Raw genomic sequence first — 23,365 nt, forward strand, 5'->3', positions numbered from 1 at the left:
TATCAGGGCAGTCTGGAGACCCGCATGACCCTTCTCCGCCTGCTGGACCGCTACATCGAAGGACTCCGCAGCCGGGTGGGTATCGACTGCGCCCGAACCACGCTGAGCACCTACGTCTACACGCGACGCTCGCTGGAGGCATTTATCCGCCGAAGGTTCGGACTCCCGGACCTTGCCTTCGGACAACTGAACGAACAGTTCATCCGCGAGTATCAGGATTTCACGCAGACCGAGCAGGGCTACGCCCTGCAGACGGTGCGCCACTACCTGGCCGTGGTGAAGAAGATCTGCCGCCTGGCCTTCAAGGAGGGACACTCCGAGAAGCTGCATTTCGCCTACTACAAGCTGCCCCGACAGGTGGAGACGACGCCCAAGGCATTGAGCCGCGCCAGTTTCGAGAAGATCCGCGATCTGGATATTCCCGCACAGCGAGGGTCGCTCTCGCTGAGTCGCGACCTCTTCCTCTTCGCCTGCTATACGGGCACTTCCTATGCGGACGTCTCGCGCCTGACCGGGGAGAACCTCTACACGGATGAATCGGGCGCCCTATGGCTCAAGTACCGGCGGAAGAAGACCGACTACCAAGCCCGGGTAAAACTGCTTCCCGAGGCATTGGTCCTGCTCGACAAATACCGCGATGCGGAGCGGGAGACACTCTTCCCGCACCAGTCGGCCGAGGTGGTGAAGGCCAACATGAAGGGGCTTCGGGGGCTGACAGGCATCCCGGAGGCGCTGACCTACCATGCCGGGCGGCACAGCTTCGCCAGTCTGATCACCCTCGACGAAGGGGTTCCGATCGAGACCATCAGCCGGATGCTGGGCCACAGCAACATCCAGACCACACAGATCTATGCACGCGTCACGCCCCGGAAACTCTTCGAGGATATGGACCGGCTGATCGCCGCCACGAGCGACCTGAAACTCATCCTGTAAACCCGTCTATTCATCGTTCAAATCCTTTCTACCATGCGAAGTACCTTTCGAGTCTTCTGTTATATCGATCGCCAGAAGGTCCGGGCGGACGGCACGACGGCCGTCTGGTGCCGGTTGAGTATCGACGGCAAGCGTGCCGTGCTGACAACGGGCATCTATTGCCGGCCCGAGATGTGGAATGCCCGCCGCGGGGAGATCCTTTCGCCCCGGGAGAACAACCATCTGGAAGCCTTCCGCCAGCGGGTTGTCCGCACCTACGAACAGATGCTGGAGGAGCAGGGCGTGGTGAGCGCCGCAATGCTGAAGGAGCGGCTTGTCGGGCGCCATCCGGTTCCGACGACCCTGCTGGCAACGGGCGAGGCGGAACTCGAGCGGCTGGAGCGCCGTGCCGAACGGATCGGCTCGACCTCCACGTGGCGGGAGTCGCGTCTCATGCAAGGCAACCTGCGGCGCTTCCTGCAAAGCCGCGGCGAGGAGGATCTCCCGCTGCGGGATCTGACCGAGGCATTCGGGCAGGCCTTCAAACTCTACCTGAAGAGCTCGCAGCATCGCAGTCCCTCCTACATCAATCGCAGCCTGACCTGGCTCAACCGTCTGGCCTATATCGCCGTCGATCGGGAGATCCTGCGATGCAACCCGCTGGAGGATCTCCCGTACGAGAAGAAAGTCCCGCCGCGCCATCGGGCCATCAGCCGCGAGGATCTGCAGCGCCTGCTGACACACCCGCAGGCGGATCCGCGGCTGGAGCGGATCCGCCGGATGTTTCTCTTCTCCTGCCTGACGGGACTTGCCTATGCGGACATGCAGTCGCTCTACCCGCGCCACATCGGACAGACCTCCGAGGGTCGGAGCTACATCCGCAAGCAACGGGTCAAGACCCGCATCGAGGCCTTCATCCCGCTGCATCCCATCGCCGAGCAGATCCTCGCGCTCTACAACCGGACGGACGACACGCAGCCGGTCTTCCCGCTGGGACCGCGCGACGGAATCTGGCACGACATCCACCAGCTGGGCATCATCGTCGGCATCCGGGAGAACCTCTCATACCACCAGAGCCGCCACAGCTTCGGCACGCTGGCCATCTCCGCAGGGCTTTCCATCGAGAGCATCGCCAAGATGATGGGCCATGCGAACATCTCCACCACTCAGGGCTACGCACAGATCACCGAGCTGAAGATCTCCGAGGATATGGACCGTCTGATCCGCCGCCGCGCACGGCGGCAGGACGAATCCCAGTCCAACATGTAGCTACTTCCCGATGACGGCCGGCTCCCGGAGATCCCGAGACCGGCCGTTGTTTTTGTCCCGGCTCCTTTTCATCCGGCAGCAAGGTAATGGGCCGGAGCGAAATGCCAACCTCATGCCCCGAGGTTTTTCCCCGGAAGAGGTCTCCGCAGATGGAGCCCCCGGGAAAAAGGTTGTCGTATTCGCTCCGGCCCGTTTGGGAAGATGCTACCGATGAAAAGGAGAAATACTATGAACGGCGACACCCCGTGATGGCTCGGTTACCCATGTTCCCTTTCTGCCTTCTGTCTGTGCGGTCTTGCAGCCTCGTTCTTCCCCTTGTCTACCGAAACTCGTTGCGATACCCCTCCTCCAACATCCGCTCGACATCCGAGGAGCGGTAGAGAATCTTGCCGCCCAACTTGATGTAGGAAATCCGTCCCTGGTTGCGATAATCCTGCAAACTCCGGCGGCTGATCTTCAGCCGCTGCGAAAGCTCCTCGTCCGTATAGAAGCTCTCGCCGTCCAACGAAGACTTGCGCTTCGAAAACAACGTCTCCAACGCCTTGGAAAGACGCTCCAGCGCCTGGAAGTACGAGCGGATCCGCTCGTCATGCTCCGTAATCAATTCATTGCCCATTTTTCGTCTGTTTGATGCGAGATCCGGCCCGACACCACCACGAGTATCACGATCGGATTCCACTGTTTATACTCCGTTTCTGCGCCTCTGTTCGTGCTTGCGCCGTGCCTCCAGCACCACAAGGAACGACCGCACATCTTCGGTTCGGTAGTAGATCTTGTGGTTGATCTGCGTATAGGAGAGCGACCCGTTGCCGCGAAGGGTCTGCAACGTCCGTTTGGAGATATTCAGCAGTTGGCAGACCTGCTGGTTGTCCAGCCATGGCTCCGGTGCGCCGATACGGTGCGCATGGCAGAGCGCGTCCATCCGTCGGGCGAACTCCTCGAACCGCGCAAGTATCCGCTCGAAGGTTCGGGATTCCACATTGACTATTCCCATGGCAGTGTCGTTTTAAGATCCCGGGAAAGCGACTGGAGCCGATTGCGGCACCAGGCCGTGATTTCCTCGTCGAAGGTTGCGAAGTGGTGTTCCAGCACGCGGTCCAGATAGCTGTACATCGAGATTTTGCCGTTGTCGAGGAGTCGCACGATTCGCTGGATCCGTTGGTGAAACTCCGGACGAACATAAATGGCCTTGCCGTGGAGAGCCGCGGTCTTGACCGGCAGCAGGAAGAGACGCTCGTAGTTGGAGACTTTTCTCGATAAAGTCCCGGAGTCGAGGGACACCGTTTGGTTGTCACCCCGAGGTTCATGTTCTTGCATAATAATTGGCTTTTAAGGTTTCGAGAGCGAATATAGGGGCAACGGAGGCGTTTTCTCCACCATCTGCGCTCTATGGCAGTGGTTGGCGTCGGTGTGGCACAGGTTGGCGTCGGTAGCAAGCCCAAACAGAGTATTTCAATTGATTTTCGAGGCGTAGAACCATACGCCATAGTAACCTCGATAAGGAGGACATTAGAACGTCCTAATGTTTTTGCTTCCCAACATAAAGGGGCCTACTGACATCAACAGATCAATAAAACAGGAGATCGAGAGATCATGGTATCATGAACTCAGGGAAACAAGACATCAAGGGCTCTTGAGGCCAAGAGAACATGGCTTCAGGAAATCAAGAAGCCATGAGTCCAAGACCTCAACAGGAACTGAGTTCCAGATTTCAAAACTTCTTGAAGTCCTGGCATCAAGAACTCTTGAGATCTGGAGTTCTTGACCTCTGTAGCTCACGAGTCCAAGAGTTCATGATTTCGGGACATCAGGGGTTCTTGACGTCTGGAGATCAAGACGCCAAGACTTCAATCCGTATTGATTTCCTGGCATCACTATCTCATGATGGTTTGAGCTCAAGATTTATTCATCCCATTTCAAGGCAATTTTGTTCCCGATGTCGGCTTCGGGAACGGATGGTTCGCCTCTTCAGATTGGCCGGCGAACAAGTGGGAACGGGACGTGATATTCGACCCGTTTTTGGGGGGGGGTCAGAAACATTATATGTTTTGCCCCCGGCAAGCTGTGTTTTCAGTTACGCGAAATAGATTTCGTAACAGAAAACAGCTTGCCCGCAAGGGGGGGGCTCCTCCGAAGTCGTCGCTTTTTACCGGGCACCCCGTGCGCCGAGACCGGATTTTAACCGCCGAAGGGTTTCCGGCACCCTTCGTTCAAAAATGGGGACCTTGGAAGGCATAATTACGTCCTACGGGCAAAAAAAGGAGCAGACTTTCAAAGGCTGCTCCGACAAATGGGGACCGATTCTCGGATGAAAAAACACGCCAGTTTTCTGATTGTAATCGCGAGATATGGCGAACATTCAATGGCTTGTTCCATCACAAATCGAGGCCTTGACACGCCCCTCTCTTCTTACACGAAAGCAACGTAAAACGATGGAATTACGCTTCCTACTACGCTCGATTCCATGAAATTCAGTCAATTATTGTCATGTTTTGACGGGAATTAACGCCCATTCTTTTATGCAAAAGATGCGCTGGTAAACCCGTTACGGGGACACGTAAATATTACCAAACAATTGCCATCATCGGAGGAAAAGAGGATTGCACTCCATTTATCGGGCTTATTTGGGGAGTAATTGCAGAGACATTAACAACCTTGAAAACTTCCCAAATTACCTCAGTTCTTGCCCAGAAAGAGAGCTTAAATGAGGTTGGTCGACGCCCGAGAATTTCAGCAGTAGCGTGTGGCCATCGCCCACGCCCACGCCGTAATGTCGAACCCGAAGCTGATCCTCGCCGACGAGCCCATCGGTAATCTCGACTCGAAGAACGGCCGCGAGGTGATGGATCTCCTCACGGAATTGAATCGCGAGGGGACGACCGTGATCATGGTGACCCAATCATAGTACGACTTGACCTTTGCCCACCGCGTGCTGCACCTCTTCGACGGCGAGATGGTCAAGGACCTCACTAACCGCATGTAAGCGTCAACAGAAAGCAAGCTACAATAATCTTATAAATTGACAATCTGCGATTGACAAATAAAAGCCGCCGTCAAATCCTTCGAAATTCAGGCATCAATGCTGGTGTGATGAAATGAAACTCCTACGACACGTCAAAAAGGGCAGCATTAGTACTGGTGCTGTCCTTCTTATTTATGCCTAAAACCCATCGTACGCATCAAAAGATTAACAGTCGGAATGCAGACGTAGATCCGTAATGATTAAAGAGTAATCACCGTATGGAATAGACTGTGACTTCATATAAAACGGAGGCAATCCTCGCCAAATATCTGGCCGCTTTGCGGAGCGGCCAGATTCATTTGGGGTGCTTCTCCGCCGCGAACTCAACAAGATGCCCGGACTCCGTCGTGCGATCTCTTCCGACAGCCGTTTCGGGCTCATGGCACATGACAGACGCATAACATATAACTACCCGATCCTGCGATCCAACGGGGTAACCTGGGAAATTACAAAAGCACTTGCCTCCTTAAAGGTAGCCCTAAAAATTACATGTCCGCCGACCTATATGCTTCTGTTCTATTTTATGAACAGGTCCTAACAAATCGGTCCAACTATTTTATCTTTCGGTTTAATTTGATACTTTTGTTGTATAATTGCCTCTAATCGGACTCTAAAACCCGCCTCTATGCGAACGCTCCTTTTGTTCCTCGCCTCCGGACTGGCTTTTCCGCTTCAAATATGGGCTCTTCAACCCGAAAAGGTCCGCGCCGAATTGCTCGAACTGGATCAAATCATCGATCGGCAGAAGAGTTTCATCGATCTGAAATTGGGCAGAATTCAGCAACTCGAGCATCTGATCGACAGCAAAACGGACAACCTCGACCAGATGTACAACCTGCAGTCGCTGCTGGCAGACACCTATTTCACCTATCAGTTCGACTCGACCCTCTACTGGCTGCGGGATAATCTCGAACTGGCAACTCGCATCAACGATCCGACACGCATCAACGAAACCCGTCTCAAAATCGCCAACCTCTACACCACGGCCGGATACTACCTCGAAGCCGCCAATCTGCTCGACCGTCAGATCGACACCGCAGAACTTGCCGGCTCCGTCCTGGGCGACTATTACATCACGCGGCTGCGCTTCTGCAACGCCGCCGTCGAATACTTCACCAACCCCGAGATGGTCCTTGAGGCCTCCGCCTCCAGAGACTACTATCTGGCTCGCGTCCTCGACTCCTATCCGCCCGAATCGGAGACCTTCCAGAAATATCTGATCGAAAAACTCATGAAGGAGCAGCGGTATGCCGAGGCCGGCAAGGTCGTCGACCGACTCCTGGCAGACAAGTCCCCGTCGTCGCACACCTTTGCCGAATATGCCTACACGAAGGCGCTGATCGAAGGATTCCTCCAGCACGCCGACGAACAGATCTGCTGGCTGGCCCGCTCCGCCTCGGCCGACCTGCAGTCGGCCACACGCGACAACGCCTCCTTGTGTCTGCTCTCCCAAATTCTCTTCTCTTCGCAGAACGATGTCGAACGCGCCTTCCTCTATCTGCGGGTCTCGATGGCCGACGCTCAATTCTACAACGCCCGGCTGCGCCCCTGGCAGATAGCCACCGTCCTGCCCCGCATCGAAGCCTCGTATCTCGCCCAGAAGATCCGCCAGATCCGACTCAGCACGGGTCTCGGCATTGCCGCACTGGTACTCTTCCTATTCGCCTGCTTCATCGCCGTTGTGGAGATCCGCCGAAAACGCCGCTCCGAGGAGCTTCGGCGCGAACTCCAGGCAAGCAACCTGCGTATGAACGAATACATCCGCGAACTCTCCGAACTGTACGAAAGCAAAACGACCCTGAACAACGAACTGCGCGAATCGAATGCCGTCAAGGAGGAGTACATCGGCGTATTCCTGAGCATCTGCTCGAACAACATCGACCGCTTCAAGGAGTACCGCAACCAGATCCGCAAACGGCTGACCTCGGGGTCGGCCAAGGAGCTGCTGCGCGACATCAATTCGCCCAGGGAGATCGACCAGCTCGTCGAGGAGTTTTACAACACCTTCGACGAGGTTTTCCTGCGCCTCTATCCCAACTTTGTCGAGGAGTTCAACTCGCTGCTGCAACCCGAAGCCCGCATCGAGCCCCGCAACGGTGCACTCAACACCGAATTGCGGATCTTCGCACTGATACGGCTCGGAATCACCGACTCGTCAAAGATAGCGGCCCTGCTGCGCTATTCGGTCAACACGATCTATAATTACCGGGCCAAGGTGAAGGGAAACGCCTGCGTGTCGAGAGCCGAATTCGAGGAGTGCGTCAAAAAGATCGGCTCATTCTCGGGCGAAAAACACAACCGTTCGCAACAACCGTCGGACAAGTAGTGATGCTCCCGGATTTACCGGCCGTCAGACCTTGCCCCGATTCGCGCCTCTGAGGCCGGAATCGGGGCTTTTCCATTGGGAACTGCCCCACAACGATCCACTTTTTGGATACAAGTATGTCTGAGAAGATCTGCTGCAAATCAATCGGTTGATATCTACCTCCGGTCTCCGTGCATCCACTTATTCGCTGTACTCGATTGTTCAAGGCGAGCTTTTCCGATAATTTTATAGTAGCGAAAAAACCAGCCTCAAACGATGATTCAACGCCTACTTATTATGGGCAGCGTCCTGTTCATGATGGCCTGCCAAACCGATTCGGCATCCTCCGACGCGACCGACCGACAAATCGAAAATCGCATCGACGAACTGCTCTCCCGCATGACGATCGAGGAAAAAATCGGCCAAACCAATCAACTCACCCTCTACGGCACGACAGAAGAACTCTGCGCCGCGATCAGCCGCGGCGAGATCGGTTCGCTGCTCAACGTGATCGATCCGGCCGACGTCAACACGCTGCAGCGCGCCGCCGTCGAGCAGAGCCGCCTGGGCATTCCGCTGCTGATCGCCCGCGACGTCATCCACGGCTACCGCACCGTCTTCCCCATTCCGCTCGGACAGGCCGCCACATTCGACCCCGAACTGATCGAACAGGGGGCACGTATCGCCGCCGTCGAGGCCTCGGCGGCCGGAGTGCGCTGGACCTTCTCGCCGATGCTCGACATCTCGCGCGACCCACGCTGGGGGCGTATCGCCGAATCGTCGGGCGAGGATCCCTGCCTGACCGAGGCGATGGGTGCTGCCATGGTGCGCGGCTATCAGGGTGGAGGGGCCGATGACCCGACGTCGGTGGCCGCCTGTGCCAAACACTTCGTCGGCTACGGGGCCAGCGAGGGCGGCCGCGACTACAACTCGACGTCGCTCACCGAACGCCAGCTGCGCAACATCTACCTGCCGCCCTTCCGCTCGGCCCTGCAGAGCGGAGCCATGACGGTGATGACCTCGTTCAACGACAACGACGGCATCCCCTCGACGGGCAACAAGTGGCTGCTCACCGACCTGCTGCGCAACGAGTGGGGATACGACGGCATGGTGGTGACCGACTGGAACTCGGCCGGCGAGATGGTCACCCACGGTTTTGCCGCCGACACGCGCGATGCCGCACGGAAAGCCATCGCTGCGGGGGTCGACATGGACATGATGTCACACGTCTACGCGCAGCACCTCAAGGAGCTGATCGAGGCAGGCGAGGTCGACGAGAAGCAGCTGGACGACGCCGTGCGCAACATTCTGCGCGTGAAGTTCCGCCTCGGACTCTTCGACAACCCCTACATCGACACGGCCCGCATCGCTCGGGTCACCTACACCGAGGAGAACCTTGCCGCCGCACGCCGCTGTGCCGAGGAGTCGGCCGTACTGCTCCGCAACGAGGGTGATCTGCTGCCGCTCGACGCCTCGAAGCTGCGCAGCGTGCTGGTAGCCGGACCGTTGGCCGATGCTCCGGCCGAACAGCTCGGCACGTGGACCTTCGACGGCGAGCCATCGCACACTGTGACACCGCTGGCCGCCATCCGCGCCCAATACGGTGACCGGCTGCGTATCGGCTTCGACGCCGTGGCCGACTACAGCCGCCAGAGACTCTCGCCGGCACAGCTCGCCGCCTTCACGACCGAAGCCTCCCGATACGACGCCATCCTGCTCTTCATCGGCGAGGAGGCCATTCTCTCGGGCGAAGCCCACTGCCTGGCCGACCTCGACCTAAAGGGGTCGCAGAGCGAACTGATGGCCGCCGCCCGCCGCAGCGGGAAGCCGGTCGTCACGGTGATCATGGCCGGACGCCCGCTCACCATCGCCCGCGATCTGGCCAACACCGACGCCCTGCTATACGCCTTCCACCCGGGCACGATGGGAGGCCCGGCACTCATCGACCTGATCTTCGGTCGGGCCGTACCGAGCGGCAAACTGCCCGTTACCTTCCCCGTGACCACGGGTCAGATCCCTGTCTACTACGCCCACCACATGACGGGCCGCCCCGCCACAGGCAATGAACTGCTGATCGACCAGACACCGGTCGGAGCGGGTCAGACCTCGCTGGGCTGCACCTCCTACCACCTCGATGCCGGATTCGGGCCGCTCTTCCCGTTCGGATACGGACTCTCCTACACGACCTTTGCCTACGACACGCCGCAGCTGGACAAGAGCTTCTACACGGCCGACGAGACGATTCACGCCTCGTGCCGTCTGACCAACAACGGCAAGCGGGCCGCCACGGAGGTGGTCCAGCTCTACATCCGCGACCGCGTAGGGTCGACCGTACGTCCGGTCCGCGAGCTGAAGGATTTCCGGCGCGTAACGCTCCGGCCCGGCGAAAGCCGTATCGTGGAGTTCGAACTGCCGGCCGACAGGCTCGCCTTCTGGGGCCTCGACATGCAGCGGAAAGTCGAACCCGGCGAATTCGATCTCTGGATCGCCGGTGACAGCCAGTCCGGAACATCCACCTTGTTCACCATCCAATAAACACCCGAACAAATCAACCTCCAAACCTATGAACAAGTTCAGATTACTGATCTGCCTGCTGCTGGCCGCCACCTCGCTGAAGGCCCAAACGCAGCAGGTCAAGGGAACCGTTACCTCCTCGGAAGACGGACAACCGATGGTCGGCGTCACCGTTCTAATCGAGGGAACGACCCACGGAACCTCGACCAACATCGACGGCAGCTGGACGCTCTCCATCCCCGGCAGCCAGAAAGCCCCCGTCAAACTCTCGTTCAGCTACATCGGCTACCAGACCCGGGTCATCCCGCTGGCCGCCGGTCAGACCTCGCTCGACATCCGTCTCGAACCGAGCAGCCTGCAGCTCGAAGAGGTCGTGGCCATCGGTTACGGCGTCATGCGCAAGAGCGACGTAACAGGCTCCGTGGCGTCGATCACCCCCGAGCAGCTGCAGAAGACCCCGGCCGCCGGTCTCGACCAGGCACTGCAGGGCCGGGCCGCCGGCGTGACGGTCAACGCTTCGTCGGGACAGCCCGGAACGGCCGCCGAGGTACGCATCCGCGGTATCGGCACGGTCAACAACAGCGCCCCGATCTACGTGGTCGACGGCGTAATCACCGACGACATCACCTTCGTCAATCCGCAGGACATCGCCTCGACCGAGATTCTGAAGGATGCCTCGGCCACGGCCATCTACGGTTCGCGGGGCGCCAACGGCGTGATCATCGTCACCACCAAGAGCGGCAAGGCCGGACAGAAGATCAACATCGACTTCAATGCCTACGTCGGCATCCAGAACCGCTGGAACAAGCTCGATCTGATGGGCCGCGACGAATTCGCCCGCACAATCATCGACCTGGAGGGAACCCAGTCTCAGATCAACTACTTCAACCAGAACGGATTCAACGCCTGGCTGTCGGCCTACCGGCTGGGCAACTCGAGCTACTACCCCGTCATCAAGTCGGCGCAGAATCCCAACGGACTGGATTACAGCTCGATCGACACTGACTGGCAGGACGAGGTCTTCCGCCGCAACGCCGTCATCCAGAACTATCACGTCAGTGCGTCGGGCGGCAGCGACAAGACGACCTACGCCCTGAGCGCCAGCTACTTCTCACAGGAGGGTACGATCATCGGCTCGGACTTCGAGCGGTTGACCCTGCGTGCGAACACCTCCTACAAGCTGGCCAAGTGGCTCACCGTGGGCGAGAACATCTCCTTCTCGAACTCCCAGGGCCGCAACGCCATGAACAACAACTCGAGCCCCGGCGCCTCGATCCTCTCGGCCGCCCTGGCCATGGCTCCGTGGGATCCGGTCCGCTACCCCGCCGGCAGCATCAACAACCAGGGCGAGGATCTGAGCGGCCGCATCGCGGCATCGTCCAACTTCAAGAACGTGACCAACCCCCTCTCGATGGTCGAGCACACCCATCCCCTCGACAAGAACGAGCGCTGGGTGGGCAACATCTACCTCGACATCGAACCCCTCAAGGGGCTGCGGCTCCACTCCGAGGTAAGCATGGACCTGCTCAACACGATGAGCCGCACCTTCAAGGACAAGTACGACTACTCGACCTACGACCGCAACGAGAAGAACTTCATCCAGCGCAGCATGTCGCGCGGCCAGACCATGCGCTACGAAAATACGCTCACCTACACCCACGACTGGAACAAACACAGCCTCACGGCCATGGTCGGCCAGACCACCGAGGAGTACAACTACTACTACATCGGCGGTTCGGGGTCGTCGATCTCCAATCCGACGAGCAACAACTGGTATCTGAACCAGGCCACGGAGGATCGGACCGAGGCGGGCGATTCGGCCACGCGGACCCGCATGTTCTCGCTGCTCGGACGTCTGCACTACAGCTACGACAACCGCTATCTGATCACGGTGAACTTCCGCGCCGACGCCTCGTCGAAATTCCCCGAGAACCTCTGGGGCTACTTCCCCTCGACGGCCATTGCCTGGCGCATCAACGAGGAGTCGTGGCTCCGGGAGAGCAGCGTGCTGAACAACCTCAAGCTGCGTTTGGGCTGGGGCCAGATCGGCAACGACAAGATCGGCGACAATGCCTTCCTGCAGACGATCTTCAACTCGGGTCCGACCTTCGTGGGCTATCCCTTCGGCACCTCGCCCGAGATCGCCCCGGGCGCCACGATCCTCTCCTACGTCAACACGGGCGGCAAATGGGAGACCACCGAGCAATGGGACCTGGGCGTTGACTTCGGACTGTGGAACAACAAGTTCTCGGGAACGGTCGACCTCTTCCTGCGCGACACGAAGGACATGCTACTCAGCGTGACGGCTCCGGCCCACGTGGGCAACCTCCACGCCCCGACGGCCAACGTCGGCACGGTGCGCAACCAGGGTATCGAGATCACCCTCGGCCACACCAACCGCATCGGCGAGGTCGAATACGCCGTCAACGGCAACGTCTCCTTCATCCGCAACCGGCTGACGGCACTCAACGGCGGTGAACGCGTCTACGGCGACTACACGATCTGCGACGAGGGGCTTCCGCTCTACTCTTTCTGGGGCTACGAGTACGAGGGCATTTACCAGACCGACCAGGAGGCCATCGACCATCAGTTCGGCGTCAACCCCGTCGGCATCACCGAGCACGCCGGCGACGCCCGCTACCGGGATCAGAACAACGACGGCGTGATCGACGACGACGATCTGGTGGCCATCGGCAACCCCTTCCCGTGGCTCACCTACGGAGTGAACCTGAGCGCCACGTGGCGGGGTCTCGACCTGACGGCCTTCTTCCAGGGGGTCTACGGCAACGAGATCTACAACGCCGTGCGGCTGCGCACCGAGGGCAAGGGCACCGAGGCCACGCTGAGCACTACGATGCGCAACGTCTGGACCCGGAGCAACCCCGACGGTACGATTCCGAACCCCTACGGGAGTTCGCGCAACACGCTCTCGTCGAGCCGCTACGTCGAGGACGGCTCCTACCTGCGGCTGAAGGAGTTGACCGTGGGCTACACGCTGCCCAAACGCTGGACCGACCGCATGCACATGAACCGCTGGCGCTTCTACGTCTCGATGAGCAATCTGTTCACCATCACCGGCTATACGGGTTACGACCCCGAGGTGGGCGGCGGTGTCGACTACGGCAACTACCCCCAGTCGCGCACCTTCCTCTTCGGCACTAACATCAACTTCTAATTACCGACAACGATGAAACGAATACTGCATATCATCACGCTTTTCGCAGGCTTGAGCCTGGCATCGTGTACCGAATGGCTGACCGACAAGGGTCCGGGGACGACCGAACTGGGCGACTTCTTCACCAGCGGCGAGACTGCCCTGCAGACCGTCAACGCGGCTTACGTACCGCTGGTCTGGGAGTTCAACAACACCTACTTCTGCGAGTGGTTCATCGGCGACGTCGCCTCGGACGATGCACTGAAGGGCGGCCAGAATATCGGCGACATGGCCGACGTCTACGACATCGAGAACTTCAAGACCGTCTCGTCGAACACGCTGCTGCTCGACTTCTACCGCGCCCAGTATCAGGGCATCGGGCGCTGCAACCTCGTGCTGCAGAACGTGCCCGGCATGTCGACCGACGAGACGATGGACGAATCGACCCGCGAACGGATCCTCGGCGAAGCCTATTTCCTGCGGGCCTACTACTACTTCCGGCTGGTGCGTCTGTTCGGCGGCGTGCCGCGGGTCGAGACCCCGATCACCTCGTCCGACGACTGGCGTCAGCCGCGGGCCTCGGCCGAGGAGATCTACAGCCTGATCCTCTCCGACCTGGACAACGCCCAGCGCCGGCTGTGGAAGAAGAGCGAATATGCCGACGAGGATATGGGACGCGCCACGCGGGGTGCGGCGCTGGCCATGCTGCTGAAGGTCAACCTCTACATGAAGAACTACGATGCCGCCCGCACGTGGGGTGCCGAACTGCTGAAGATGGGTGACAAGGAGGGCGAATACTCGCTCTGCCCCAACTATGCGGACAACTTCACGCTGGCCGGCGAGAACGGTCCCGAATCGGTCTTCGAGATCCAGTACATGGAGGATCCGACCTCGGACTACGGCGAGGGCTACGGCTACACGCGCGGCACGATGACCACGTCGCTGACCCGCTCGCGGTCGACGATCATCTTCTCGACGACGCGCACGGGCTGGGGCTTCAATCACCCGACGCAGGATCTCTACGACGAATTCGAGGAGGGCGATCCGCGGCGCGACGTGACGATCCTCAACCCCACGGACGACCAGATCGTCACCCCTTCGGAGGAGATCTACCTGGGCAACCGCTATCTGAACCGCAAATATGCCATGATGACCGACAATGCCGGCACTCCCTACCGGCTGTCTCACGCCACGCGTTCGCCGATCAACAACAAGCAGATCCGCTATGCGGACGTGCTGCTGATGTATGCCGAGGCGTGTCTGGAGAGCAATACGGATCTTGCGGCCGGCCGCGAGGCACTCAACCGCGTGCGGCGCCGCGTCGGGCTGGGCGACGTCGAACTCACGCGCGAGAATCTGCGCCACGAACGGCGTGTCGAGCTGGCCATGGAGGGCCACCGCTGGTTCGACCTCTGCCGCTGGGGCATCGTCGGCCAGACGATGAAGGCCTACATGGCCTCCGAAAGCGAAGAGGCCCGCGCCCAGATGGGCACCTTCGTCGAGGGCAAGCACGAACTGATGCCGATCCCCTCGGAGGAGGTACGGCTGGGGAGTCTGGTCCAGAATCCGGGCTATTGATTCGGTTTTCCAATGAGAAATCCATAACCTCTTAATGTTTCATTCACTAAAAACTAAAACAACCATGAAATCTGCAAAATTTCTGCTGATGGCCCTGGTGGCCATGGCATTCGTCGGCTGCGGCAGCGATGACGACAACTCGGCCTCGACGCCGAAACTGGCTACCCCGACCCCGACGGTCGACCAGAGCACGATTACCGCCACGTCGGCCACCGTTACGTGGAGCGCCGTGACGAATGCCGCCTCGTACGAGGTGCAGCTCAACGGCGCCACCGTACAGACGGTCACCTCGCCTTCGGTCAGCCTCACGTCGCTGACGGCCGGCACCTCCTACACGGTCGGCGTACGCGCCGTTCCGGCCGACACGCAGAGCTATTCGGCTTCGGACTTCGGCACCTGCACCTTTACGACGACCGGCGAAGGCGGTGAGGGCGGCGAAGGGGGCAACACCCACGCGTCGCTGTCGGGCAGCAACTACTACCTGATCTCGCTCGATGCGGCCACCTACGAGACGATCAAGGACAAGGTGGTAGCCGACTTCCGTCCGAACGATACCGACTGCTTCCTCTATGACTGGGCCTCCAACTTCTCGGACGGCACCAGCGCAGGCCCCAACTTCTACGGCGTGGTAGACTCGTGGGTCAACATCCAGATCGGCACCGCTACCGGCTGGTTCGGCGCAGGCTTCTTCTCGACCAACCTCGACAACATCAAGAAGCTCGCGCAGATCAATGCCGACGTCAACAACTACTACCTCCACATGGCCTGGAAGGGTACCAACACGGGCAACTACGCCGTGAAGCTCTATGACGGTGTGATCGACGGCTGCCCGGTTATCGTGAATGTCGACGGCGAGTACGGCTTTGCCCGCGACGGCGAGTGGCACGAGATCGAGGTACCGCTCAAGTACTTCTACGACAAGGGTCTCAAGTATCAAGAGAGCGTTCTGACCAGCCTCGCACCCGATGCATCGGGCAACGTGGGTCTGAACATCATGGCCATCACGCAGTCCGACGACGGCACGATGCCGCAGTCGCTGCAGATCGACGCCGTATTCATCTACAAGAAATAGGCGCGCCGAGAGACAGGAACAGCGGGTTTGAATGCACCCGCTGCTCCACAAATACCGAAAACGAAAACCGACAGAAAGATGAAAAGAGTGCTTTACACACTGGCCGCAGCGGGCATGCTGTGGCTCTTGCCGACGGCCTGCGGCGACGATCGCGAGCCGGCCTCCGGACCCGAAGGCTCCGATTCCGACGCTCCGATCGAGGGCTACACGAAATACTGGGCCGAGGAGTTCGACGGCACGACACTCAACACGCTCAACTGGAACATCGAGACCGGGCTGGCGGCCAATCAGGAGCTGCAGTACTACACCGACCGCAGCGAGAATCTGCGCGTGGAGGACGGATGCCTGGTGATCGAGGCCCGCAAGGAGTCGATGGGAGGCCGTGCATACACCTCGGCACGGATCAACACGAAGGGGAAGGTGCAGATCAAATACGGCTACATCGAGGCCCGGATCTGGCTTCCGGCGGGTCAGGGCACCTGGCCGGCCTTCTGGATGATGGGCACAGGGGCCTCGTCGTGGCCACTGTGCGGCGAGATCGACATCATGGAGCACGTCGGCAAGACCCCGGACAAGGTGACCCACGCCCTGCACACGATGAACGCCAACGGCAACAACGGCCGCAACTGGAACGGCTCGACGACACTGGCCGAAGCCGAGGGACACTGGAACACCTACGGGCTGCTCTGGGAGCAGGAGACCGACCAGGACTACGGCTGCATCACCTTCTACGTCAACGGCGAACCCTCGACCTGGAAGTTCCAGCCGCAGGGAGCCGACGAGTATGAATGGCCCTTCGACAACTACTTCTACGTCATTCTGAACCTGGCCATCGGCGGCACGATGGGTGGCGCGGTCAACGATGCGATCTTCGACGATGCGGTGCTCATGAAGGTCGACTACGTGCGCATGTGGACCCGGAGCAGCGCACAGTGAAACGAGAATCGAACAATCCGCATACAGACATTGCACCCATGCACTACAGACCACACATGTACACCCTTGCAAAGAGGTTCCTGGGAGCCGGAATGCTGCTGCCGCTGCTCTTCGCATCGTGCAGCGAAGAGGACAAAGAGGGCGGACAGCTGACCGCACCGACCGTCCTGCTCATCCCTAATTCGATCGGCATCGACGGCTTCGGCATCCGCTGGAGCGAAGTCACCGGGGCCTCCGCCTACGAAATTCACCTCGACGGCACCACTCTGTCGACGCAGAGCAGCACCGCGTATACCTTTACGGGACTGAACGAAGCGACGACCTACACGGCCGGTGTCCGCGCCCTGTCGGATACAGCCGTCGCCTCGGAGTGGAACGAGATCCGCGTCCGGACCTACTCAAACGAGGATATCATCCGGCTCGGAGCACCCGAACTGACGGTCGAGACCGCCTCGCTCACCCCGACTTCTTTCACCGTCACGTGGTCGGCCGTAAGCCATGCCGACCGCTACACGTGGACGCTCGACGACGGCCAGCCGCAGAGCACCGCCGAATGCCGCATCACCTGCACGGGGCTGACTCCCGCCAGCAGCCATACGCTGCGCGTGAGGGCCGAAGCCGGGGCGAGCAACTACACGGCCTCGGAGTGGAGCGAGATCCGCGTGCGCACGGCCAGCGAAGATTCGTCGGAGATCGAGGTTCCGGAGGGCTACCGGCTCGTCTGGTCGGATGAATTCGACGGCACGACGCTCGACGGCACGATCTGGAACATCGAGGTCGACGGTTCGGGCGGCGGCAACAACGAGCTGCAATACTACTGCGAGAAGGGGGTCAGCGTGGGTCCCGAGCCGGAGAGTGGCGCCAACTGTCTGATCCTGACCGCCACACGCGAGAACTACCAGAACCGTCAGTTCACCTCGGGACGCATCAACTCGAAGGGCAAGTACAGCTTTACCTACGGACGGCTCGACGCGCGGATCCGGATGCCGCAGACGGCCAACGGGCTGTGGCCGGCCTTCTGGCTGATGGGCAACGACTTCGACCAGGTGGGATGGCCGGCCTGCGGCGAGACCGACATCGTCGAGATGGGCCACGCCACGGGAATCAGCCGGGGGACCCAGGACCGCTTCTTCAACGGCGCCTGCCACTGGGGTACGGCCTGGAACAACAAGGGCGACTATGCGCTCGACACGACGGCACCGTACAGCATGCAGGACGGCTTCCACCTCTACACCTGCATCTGGACCGAGGACGAGATCGCCATGTACTACGATCTGGACCTCGATCCGAACCGGAAACCCTACTACCGGATTTCGATCACCCGCACGGCGGGTTACGAGAGCGATCCGCTCCACGTGGGCAACTACTTCCACAAGCCCAACTTCATCCTCTTCAACCTGGCTGTCGGGGGCAACTTCCCGGGATTGTACGAGGCGGCGCAGATCACGGCGCTGAACGACGGTCCGGCCGGCATGTATGTCGACTACGTACGGCTCTACGCCGAGGAGCAGTAGCCGGCGCAGGCAGAGACGACAAGGTCCGGAAAGGAGCCGCCCGAAGGCCTCCTTTCCGGACCTTTTGCATCGACGGAACGCGCCGCGGGGGTGGTCACATCGCCTTGCCGCGTCCGACGGCCTTTACCGCGCAAACGACACGCGGACATTGCCCCGGCCCACCGCCTCGGCCAATTCCGAGGGGTCATCCAAACTTCCTAGCTAGGTGTAGCTGTACGACGGGCCGGCATCCGGCTTGACGTCCCGACTGAAGGTCCGGTTACTATTTGTTGGATGCGGTCTCTGCGGTCTCGATCCGGTGGCTCAGCCGAGCCGGGACTCTGTCGACGATGGTATTCGGCTTGACTTCGCGCGTTGCGACAGCTCCGTCGCCGATCGCCCCCCCCCGTGGTCCTGGAAATAACATCCGGCATTAATGAAGACGTTGCGGCCGACCGAAGCCGGTATGGGGCGTCGGGTCGACCGGGCGTCCGGACAATCGGCCCATCAACTCGCGCAACTCCTCCTGGGAGGATACTGTTTCAAAGAGTGTGTTTGGGGACAAATAAAAAGTCTACAGATTTTTTAGATTTGTCGAGGCAAACATTCGGAGCGGGAAAATGGCCTTCAGGATCTGTTGGAGATCTTATTGGAGAGTATGATGCTTTCGGAACGCCGGGAATATCTCCGGGAAAACTCCGCATCAGGGAATAAATGCAACGGCTTCCGACCGGGGCATAGTTACGGTCATGGCCGTACGCTGACGTTCCGGATACCCCGTGATCGCTACGGGAACTTTCATCCCCGGATTCTGGCGTCCTGCGCCATCAGGAAGACGAATGCGAACGCCTTGCCGGAACATTGTATACGAAAGGACTTACGCAAGAACATGTTGGCGAGGTATTCCAGGATATCTACGGCGAGCACTACAGCAAGACGAGTATTTCGCGGATGCCGGACTATCTTCGCAAGGATGTCTCTCAATGGCTCACGCGCTCTCTGGAGGCGTATTACCCAATCGTCTTCATCGATTGCGTACACATAAGATCCACCGCAGGCGGAGCGTAGAGACAGAAGCTTTTTATGTGGTACTTGCCGTGCGTGAAGACAAGCGGCGTGAAGTGCTGGGGATCTTCAACAAGCCCACGAAAAGCGCCCTGGGCTGGGGCGAGATGCTCGCAGAGTTGCAGGAACGAGGCGTTCGGAAGATTGGCCTGGTGTGTGCCGATGGGCTGAAGGGTCTGGAGGATGTCATCAGTGCGGTTTTTCCCGGAACCCCGCTGCAACGCTGTACGACGCACCTGAAACGCAATCTGCTGAGTTGCGTGCGCAACGGCGACAAGGGAGAGCTGGCCGAGGATCTGCGGCAGGTCTTCCTTCCGTACAGGGGATCGCAGCTATACAGTAGAGAGGGCCTGGGAACAATGGCAGAGACTCTGTGTGAAATGGGAGCAGGATTACCGCAGTTTTCGACGACGGGCGGAGGATCCGGCCTACAAAGCCCACTTCACCTATCTGAACTATGAGGCAAGGATTCAGTCGAAGATCTACACGACGAACTGGATCGAGCGTCTGCAGAAGGATTTTCGACGGGTTACACGCATGCGGGGAGCCATGCCCTGCGAGGAGTCGGTTTTGCCCATTAGCCGCAGAAACGCCCCCTCATTGGGGCTGGCTTTCCGTGGCCGTAATATGAATTTGGAGAAAATCGTTTTACTTTCTATTTTTGTATTTGAGAAGCGTTCTTTCGACTATGCAGAATCGAGTAATTCAGAGAATATTGCTCGTTACTAAATCGAGCATCAAAAAAGCAAGATTGCGACAAATAACGTAACTCACTGAATCACACGTGTAAACTTCCATTTTCTTCTTATCGCTGCCAAGTGGCAAAAAAGCAAGATGCAGCGGATATATGCAAGTTTTCCGTTACGAATGCATTACCTGTTTATGGCGAAAGAAGCCTCTCCAAAATCCTTTCAGCAGGGCTGTAGGACAAAGGTTTATCCTGCTTGTGAGGCTTTCCTTTCCATAATGGGTTAAAAAAGTCATCCAACGGATTTTCTTGCACTCGTCCGCCCCATTCTGCAAACGGATGATTAGCTCTATTGGCTGTAATTTTGTGAACAAAAGATAGAGCTGTTTATGGAAGAATTAAAAGTAACGTTTTACCTCAAGAAGAACGAGGAAAGAGCCGATGGGACGGTGCCTGTCTTGGGACGAATCCGTATCGGCAAGTCAATGGTGCAGTTCAGCACCAAGGTGTATGTCATTCCCTCCCTATGGGACGTCAAGTCAGGAAGGGCTGTAGGCAAAAGCAAGCCGGCCGCAGCCACCAACAAGGAGCTTGACAGAATTTCACTGGATATCCATTCCGCTTACAAGGATTTGTTGGCGAAAAAGGAAACCGTATCAGCGTTGGAGGTGAAAAATGCATTTCAGGGCATTTCATCCGAGCAGGAAACCCTTGTATCGTTTTATGGCAAATGCAATGAACGGTTTTACGAGAAAGTCGGCACAAACCGAAAAATGGAAACTTATAAACGGTATTGTGTGGCATTGAACCACTTAAAAGATTTTCTCAGACAGAAATATCATGTAAAGGATATGCCGTTCCAAGCTCTTACCCCGTCCTTTGTTTCCTCTTTTGACCTCTATCTCCGTGCAGACCTGAAAATGGCGCTGGGGACAGTGAACAACATTATCGGACGCTTGCGCAGCGTCATCAAGTCTGCACTCAATGACGGACTTTTGCGTAAAGACCCTTTTAACGGTTATACGTTTGATTATCCGCAGATTGTTCCGAAGTTCCTTTCTGAAAAAGAACTGGAACAGATGATGAACACTCCATTGCCTAAACCTAACCTCAATCTTGTGCGTGACGTGTTTCTCTTTTCCGCGTTCACCGGCATTGCCTTCAGCGACATACGCAATCTTACCCGAAAGAACCTTTTGAAAGCGGAGGACGGTGTTTGGTGGATTCATAGTGCGCGTAGAAAGACAGGAACGCCTTTCCATATTCCATTGCTGGATTTGCCATTGGAACTTATTGACAAGTACCGTGGCATAGCTCCTAATGGCAGACTTTTCCCGATGCTCAGTTGCAGCAAGACGAACATCAATCTGAAAAAGATAGCGTCAATATGCGGAATCGAACGTCGGGTGACCTTTCATCAGGCAAGACATACCTATGCCTCGGTAATCACTCTTTCTCAGGGAGTTCCGCTTGATACGGTACGCGAATTGATGGGGCATCGCGACTGGAGGACTACACAAATTTATGCGCATCTTACCAATGACAAGGTAAGCGAGGATATGAGCAGATTACAAGAACGTATCAGTAACAAGTTCGAGTTGACAGACAATGAAAGGGAGGAAGTTGTTATCTCAACACCCCAAATCAAACGTGCCAAAAGGATGAAACCATGAGACAGGAGAGAAAGACCACTTACAATACTTTCGCCGTATTGTTTTATATCAACCGACAAAAGGTAAAGAAAAACGGCTTGTGTCCGCTCATGGGCAGGATTTCCATCAACACCGAGGTCGCACAGTTTTCAACGAAAATGGATGTACAACCTGATTTGTGGGATGCCAAGGCATACCGTCTGACAGGCAAAAGCCGCACCGCCAAAGAAACCAATGCCAAGATAGACAAGATTGAAGAGGACATACGCCGTTATTACAAAGAAATTCTTGACGAACAGGGGTATATCACAGCAGAACTTGTCAAGAACGCCGTGAACGGCATCGGGCAACACAAGCGGAAGTTGTTGGAGCTGTATCGTGAGTATATGGAAGACTTTGCCAAACGTGTGGGTATCAACCGTGCGCCAAGTACTCTAAGAAGCCATAAGACATCTTATTGCAATCTCCAGAATTTTATCCGTGAACATTATGGCATTGAGGACATCCCTCTCAAACAATTGGATTATGCGTTCATAGAAAAGTATGACAATTACTTGCGTGTGGAAAAAGGATTTTCAGGCATGACCATAGAAAACCACATCATCATGCTGAAAACAATGACAAGGACGGCAATGGCACAAGGCACAATCCAATACAATCCGTTCGCTTCGTTCTCGCCTGAAAAGGCGTTGAGGAAGCACCGCCATCTGACAACGGACGAGTTGCAGAGGCTGATGAATACGCCTATCCGGGAAAAGTTCCTGTGTTTTGTCCGCGACCTGTTTGTCTTTAGCACGTTCACTGGCATCGCCTATGCGGATATGTGCAATCTGGATGTTTCTAACCTAAGTAGGGATGGCCAAGGAAATCTTTGGATAAAATTCAAACGCCAAAAGACAAAAAGCGAGTGCAGCATACTTCTCCTTGATGTTCCACGTAAAATTATGGAGAAATACGAGTGCGAACGGAAAAGCGATAAACTTTTCAATATGCCCTGCCGTTCAGCCATGACCAACAACATGCCTAAACTTGCCAAAGTATGCGGTATAGAACATCGGCTTACCTACCATATGGCAAGACATAATTTCGGAACCCTGATTACTCTCTCTCAGGGAGTTCCGCTGGAAACCGTATGCCAGATGATGGGACACAAGAGCATGAGCACCACACAAATCTACGCCCGACTGACCCATCAGAAAGTGGACGAGGACATGAAGAAACTGACACAGCGCATAGGCAACAAGTTCCGTATGCCGGAATGGAACAAGGATAAGGAAAACATCAAAAACATACATTATGGACAGGGGAATAATCACAATCACTGAAAACGGGGCAGTCACGATGCCGACCGCTCCCGTATGGATGACGCAGCAGGAGATGTGCGATGCGTTCAATGTGTTCGGCTGCTATATCCGCAAGGCTATTGCTGCCATTTACAAGAACAGGGAATTGTTGGAAGAGGGAACGGTGCGGCACATCAGGCAGGACGACAGGATTTGCTATGACGTGTACAGCCTTGAAATGGTGATAGCCGTTTCCTTCAAGCTGAGAAGTCGGGAGAGTATGGCTTTCCGGCGGTTCATCATGGATAAACTCTGTTCTTTCAATAGAGGAAATTCCATCCATTTGTTCTTTTCGCTATCTGACACCCATTCACGATGCACGTGTTAGAATGAAGCGAAACGACCTTCCTGTACAGAGAAAG

Annotated in this window: 15 protein-coding genes and 2 pseudogenes; 14 read left to right on the forward strand and 3 right to left on the reverse strand. The window is 57.4% G+C overall.

The genetic code is table 11. From position 1 onward, the window contains the following. Both B5E60_RS12025 and B5E60_RS12030 read left to right on the forward strand, forming a co-directional pair. Positions 1-933, forward strand: a 933-nt coding sequence (locus B5E60_RS12025; RefSeq protein WP_143260752.1) for a tyrosine-type recombinase/integrase, incomplete at its 5' end; no start/stop codon positions are given. Positions 934-966: 33 nt separating this feature from the next. Next, positions 967-2,181, forward strand: a complete 1,215-nt coding sequence (locus B5E60_RS12030) for a site-specific integrase (RefSeq protein ID WP_087311958.1) — start codon at positions 967-969, stop codon at positions 2,179-2,181. A 319-nt stretch (positions 2,182-2,500) separates the two neighbouring features. Here B5E60_RS12030 and B5E60_RS12035 read toward each other — a convergent pair whose 3' ends face one another. The 3 genes from B5E60_RS12035 to B5E60_RS12045 form a co-directional block, all read right to left on the reverse strand. Beyond that, positions 2,501-2,797, reverse strand: a complete 297-nt coding sequence (locus B5E60_RS12035; protein ID WP_087311959.1) for a helix-turn-helix domain-containing protein — start codon at positions 2,795-2,797, stop codon at positions 2,501-2,503. A 66-nt stretch (positions 2,798-2,863) separates the two neighbouring features. Beyond that, positions 2,864-3,175, reverse strand: a complete 312-nt coding sequence (locus B5E60_RS12040) for a helix-turn-helix domain-containing protein (protein ID WP_087311961.1) — start codon at positions 3,173-3,175, stop codon at positions 2,864-2,866. Then, a complete protein-coding gene (locus tag B5E60_RS12045; protein WP_087311963.1) occupies positions 3,166-3,498 on the reverse strand; it encodes a DUF3408 domain-containing protein in 333 nt (110 codons plus the stop codon). The genes B5E60_RS12040 and B5E60_RS12045 overlap by 10 nt, the downstream gene beginning before the upstream one ends. A 1,432-nt stretch (positions 3,499-4,930) precedes the next feature. Between B5E60_RS12045 and B5E60_RS12050 the strand changes: the two are divergent. The 12 genes and pseudogenes from B5E60_RS12050 to B5E60_RS12105 all read left to right on the forward strand — a co-directional run. After that, positions 4,931-5,164 (forward strand): annotated as a pseudogene (locus B5E60_RS12050) (ABC transporter ATP-binding protein); the annotation flags it as partial. 664 nt (positions 5,165-5,828) lie between these two features. Then, on the forward strand, positions 5,829-7,529 hold the full coding sequence (locus B5E60_RS12055; RefSeq protein ID WP_143260753.1) for a DUF6377 domain-containing protein: 1,701 nt from the start codon (positions 5,829-5,831) through the stop codon (positions 7,527-7,529). A 255-nt stretch (positions 7,530-7,784) separates the two neighbouring features. Next, positions 7,785-10,043 carry a beta-glucosidase BglX gene (gene bglX / locus B5E60_RS12060; protein WP_446698003.1) on the forward strand — a complete coding sequence of 753 codons (2,259 nt, stop codon included), beginning with the start codon at positions 7,785-7,787 and terminating at the stop codon, positions 10,041-10,043. Between the two features lie 28 nt (positions 10,044-10,071). Beyond that, positions 10,072-13,197, forward strand: a complete 3,126-nt coding sequence (locus tag B5E60_RS12065) for a SusC/RagA family TonB-linked outer membrane protein (protein ID WP_087311969.1) — start codon at positions 10,072-10,074, stop codon at positions 13,195-13,197. A gap of 12 nt (positions 13,198-13,209) precedes the next feature. Continuing rightward, positions 13,210-14,754, forward strand: coding sequence for a RagB/SusD family nutrient uptake outer membrane protein (locus B5E60_RS12070; RefSeq protein WP_087311971.1), 1,545 nt, complete (start codon positions 13,210-13,212; stop codon positions 14,752-14,754). Positions 14,755-14,818: 64 nt separating this feature from the next. Further along, complete coding sequence (locus B5E60_RS12075; protein WP_143260754.1) at positions 14,819-15,826, forward strand: fibronectin type III domain-containing protein; 1,008 nt, start codon at positions 14,819-14,821, stop codon at positions 15,824-15,826. A gap of 78 nt (positions 15,827-15,904) precedes the next feature. Then, complete coding sequence (locus tag B5E60_RS12080; RefSeq protein ID WP_143260755.1) at positions 15,905-16,762, forward strand: glycoside hydrolase family 16 protein; 858 nt, start codon at positions 15,905-15,907, stop codon at positions 16,760-16,762. Positions 16,763-16,800: 38 nt separating this feature from the next. Beyond that, positions 16,801-18,276 (forward strand): family 16 glycosylhydrolase, encoded by a 1,476-nt coding sequence (locus B5E60_RS12085; protein ID WP_087311977.1) that lies wholly within the window; start codon positions 16,801-16,803, stop codon positions 18,274-18,276. Between the two features lie 568 nt (positions 18,277-18,844). Further along, a pseudogene (locus B5E60_RS14495) lies at positions 18,845-19,914 on the forward strand (IS256 family transposase); the annotation flags it as partial. A gap of 483 nt (positions 19,915-20,397) precedes the next feature. Next, on the forward strand, positions 20,398-21,681 hold the full coding sequence (locus B5E60_RS12095; RefSeq protein ID WP_087311978.1) for a site-specific integrase: 1,284 nt from the start codon (positions 20,398-20,400) through the stop codon (positions 21,679-21,681). Further along, positions 21,678-22,985, forward strand: coding sequence for a site-specific integrase (locus tag B5E60_RS12100; protein WP_087311979.1), 1,308 nt, complete (start codon positions 21,678-21,680; stop codon positions 22,983-22,985). The genes B5E60_RS12095 and B5E60_RS12100 overlap by 4 nt, the downstream gene beginning before the upstream one ends. Continuing rightward, the gene (locus tag B5E60_RS12105; RefSeq protein WP_087311981.1) at positions 22,957-23,331 is read left to right on the forward strand and encodes a transporter; all 375 of its coding nucleotides are present in this window, start codon (positions 22,957-22,959) and stop codon (positions 23,329-23,331) included. Before B5E60_RS12100 ends, B5E60_RS12105 begins: the two co-directional genes overlap by 29 nt. The last annotated feature ends 34 nt before the right edge of the window (positions 23,332-23,365 follow it).

This window comes from Alistipes sp. An116, from assembly GCF_002161005.1.
GTDB lineage: Bacteria > Bacteroidota > Bacteroidia > Bacteroidales > Rikenellaceae > Alistipes > Alistipes megaguti.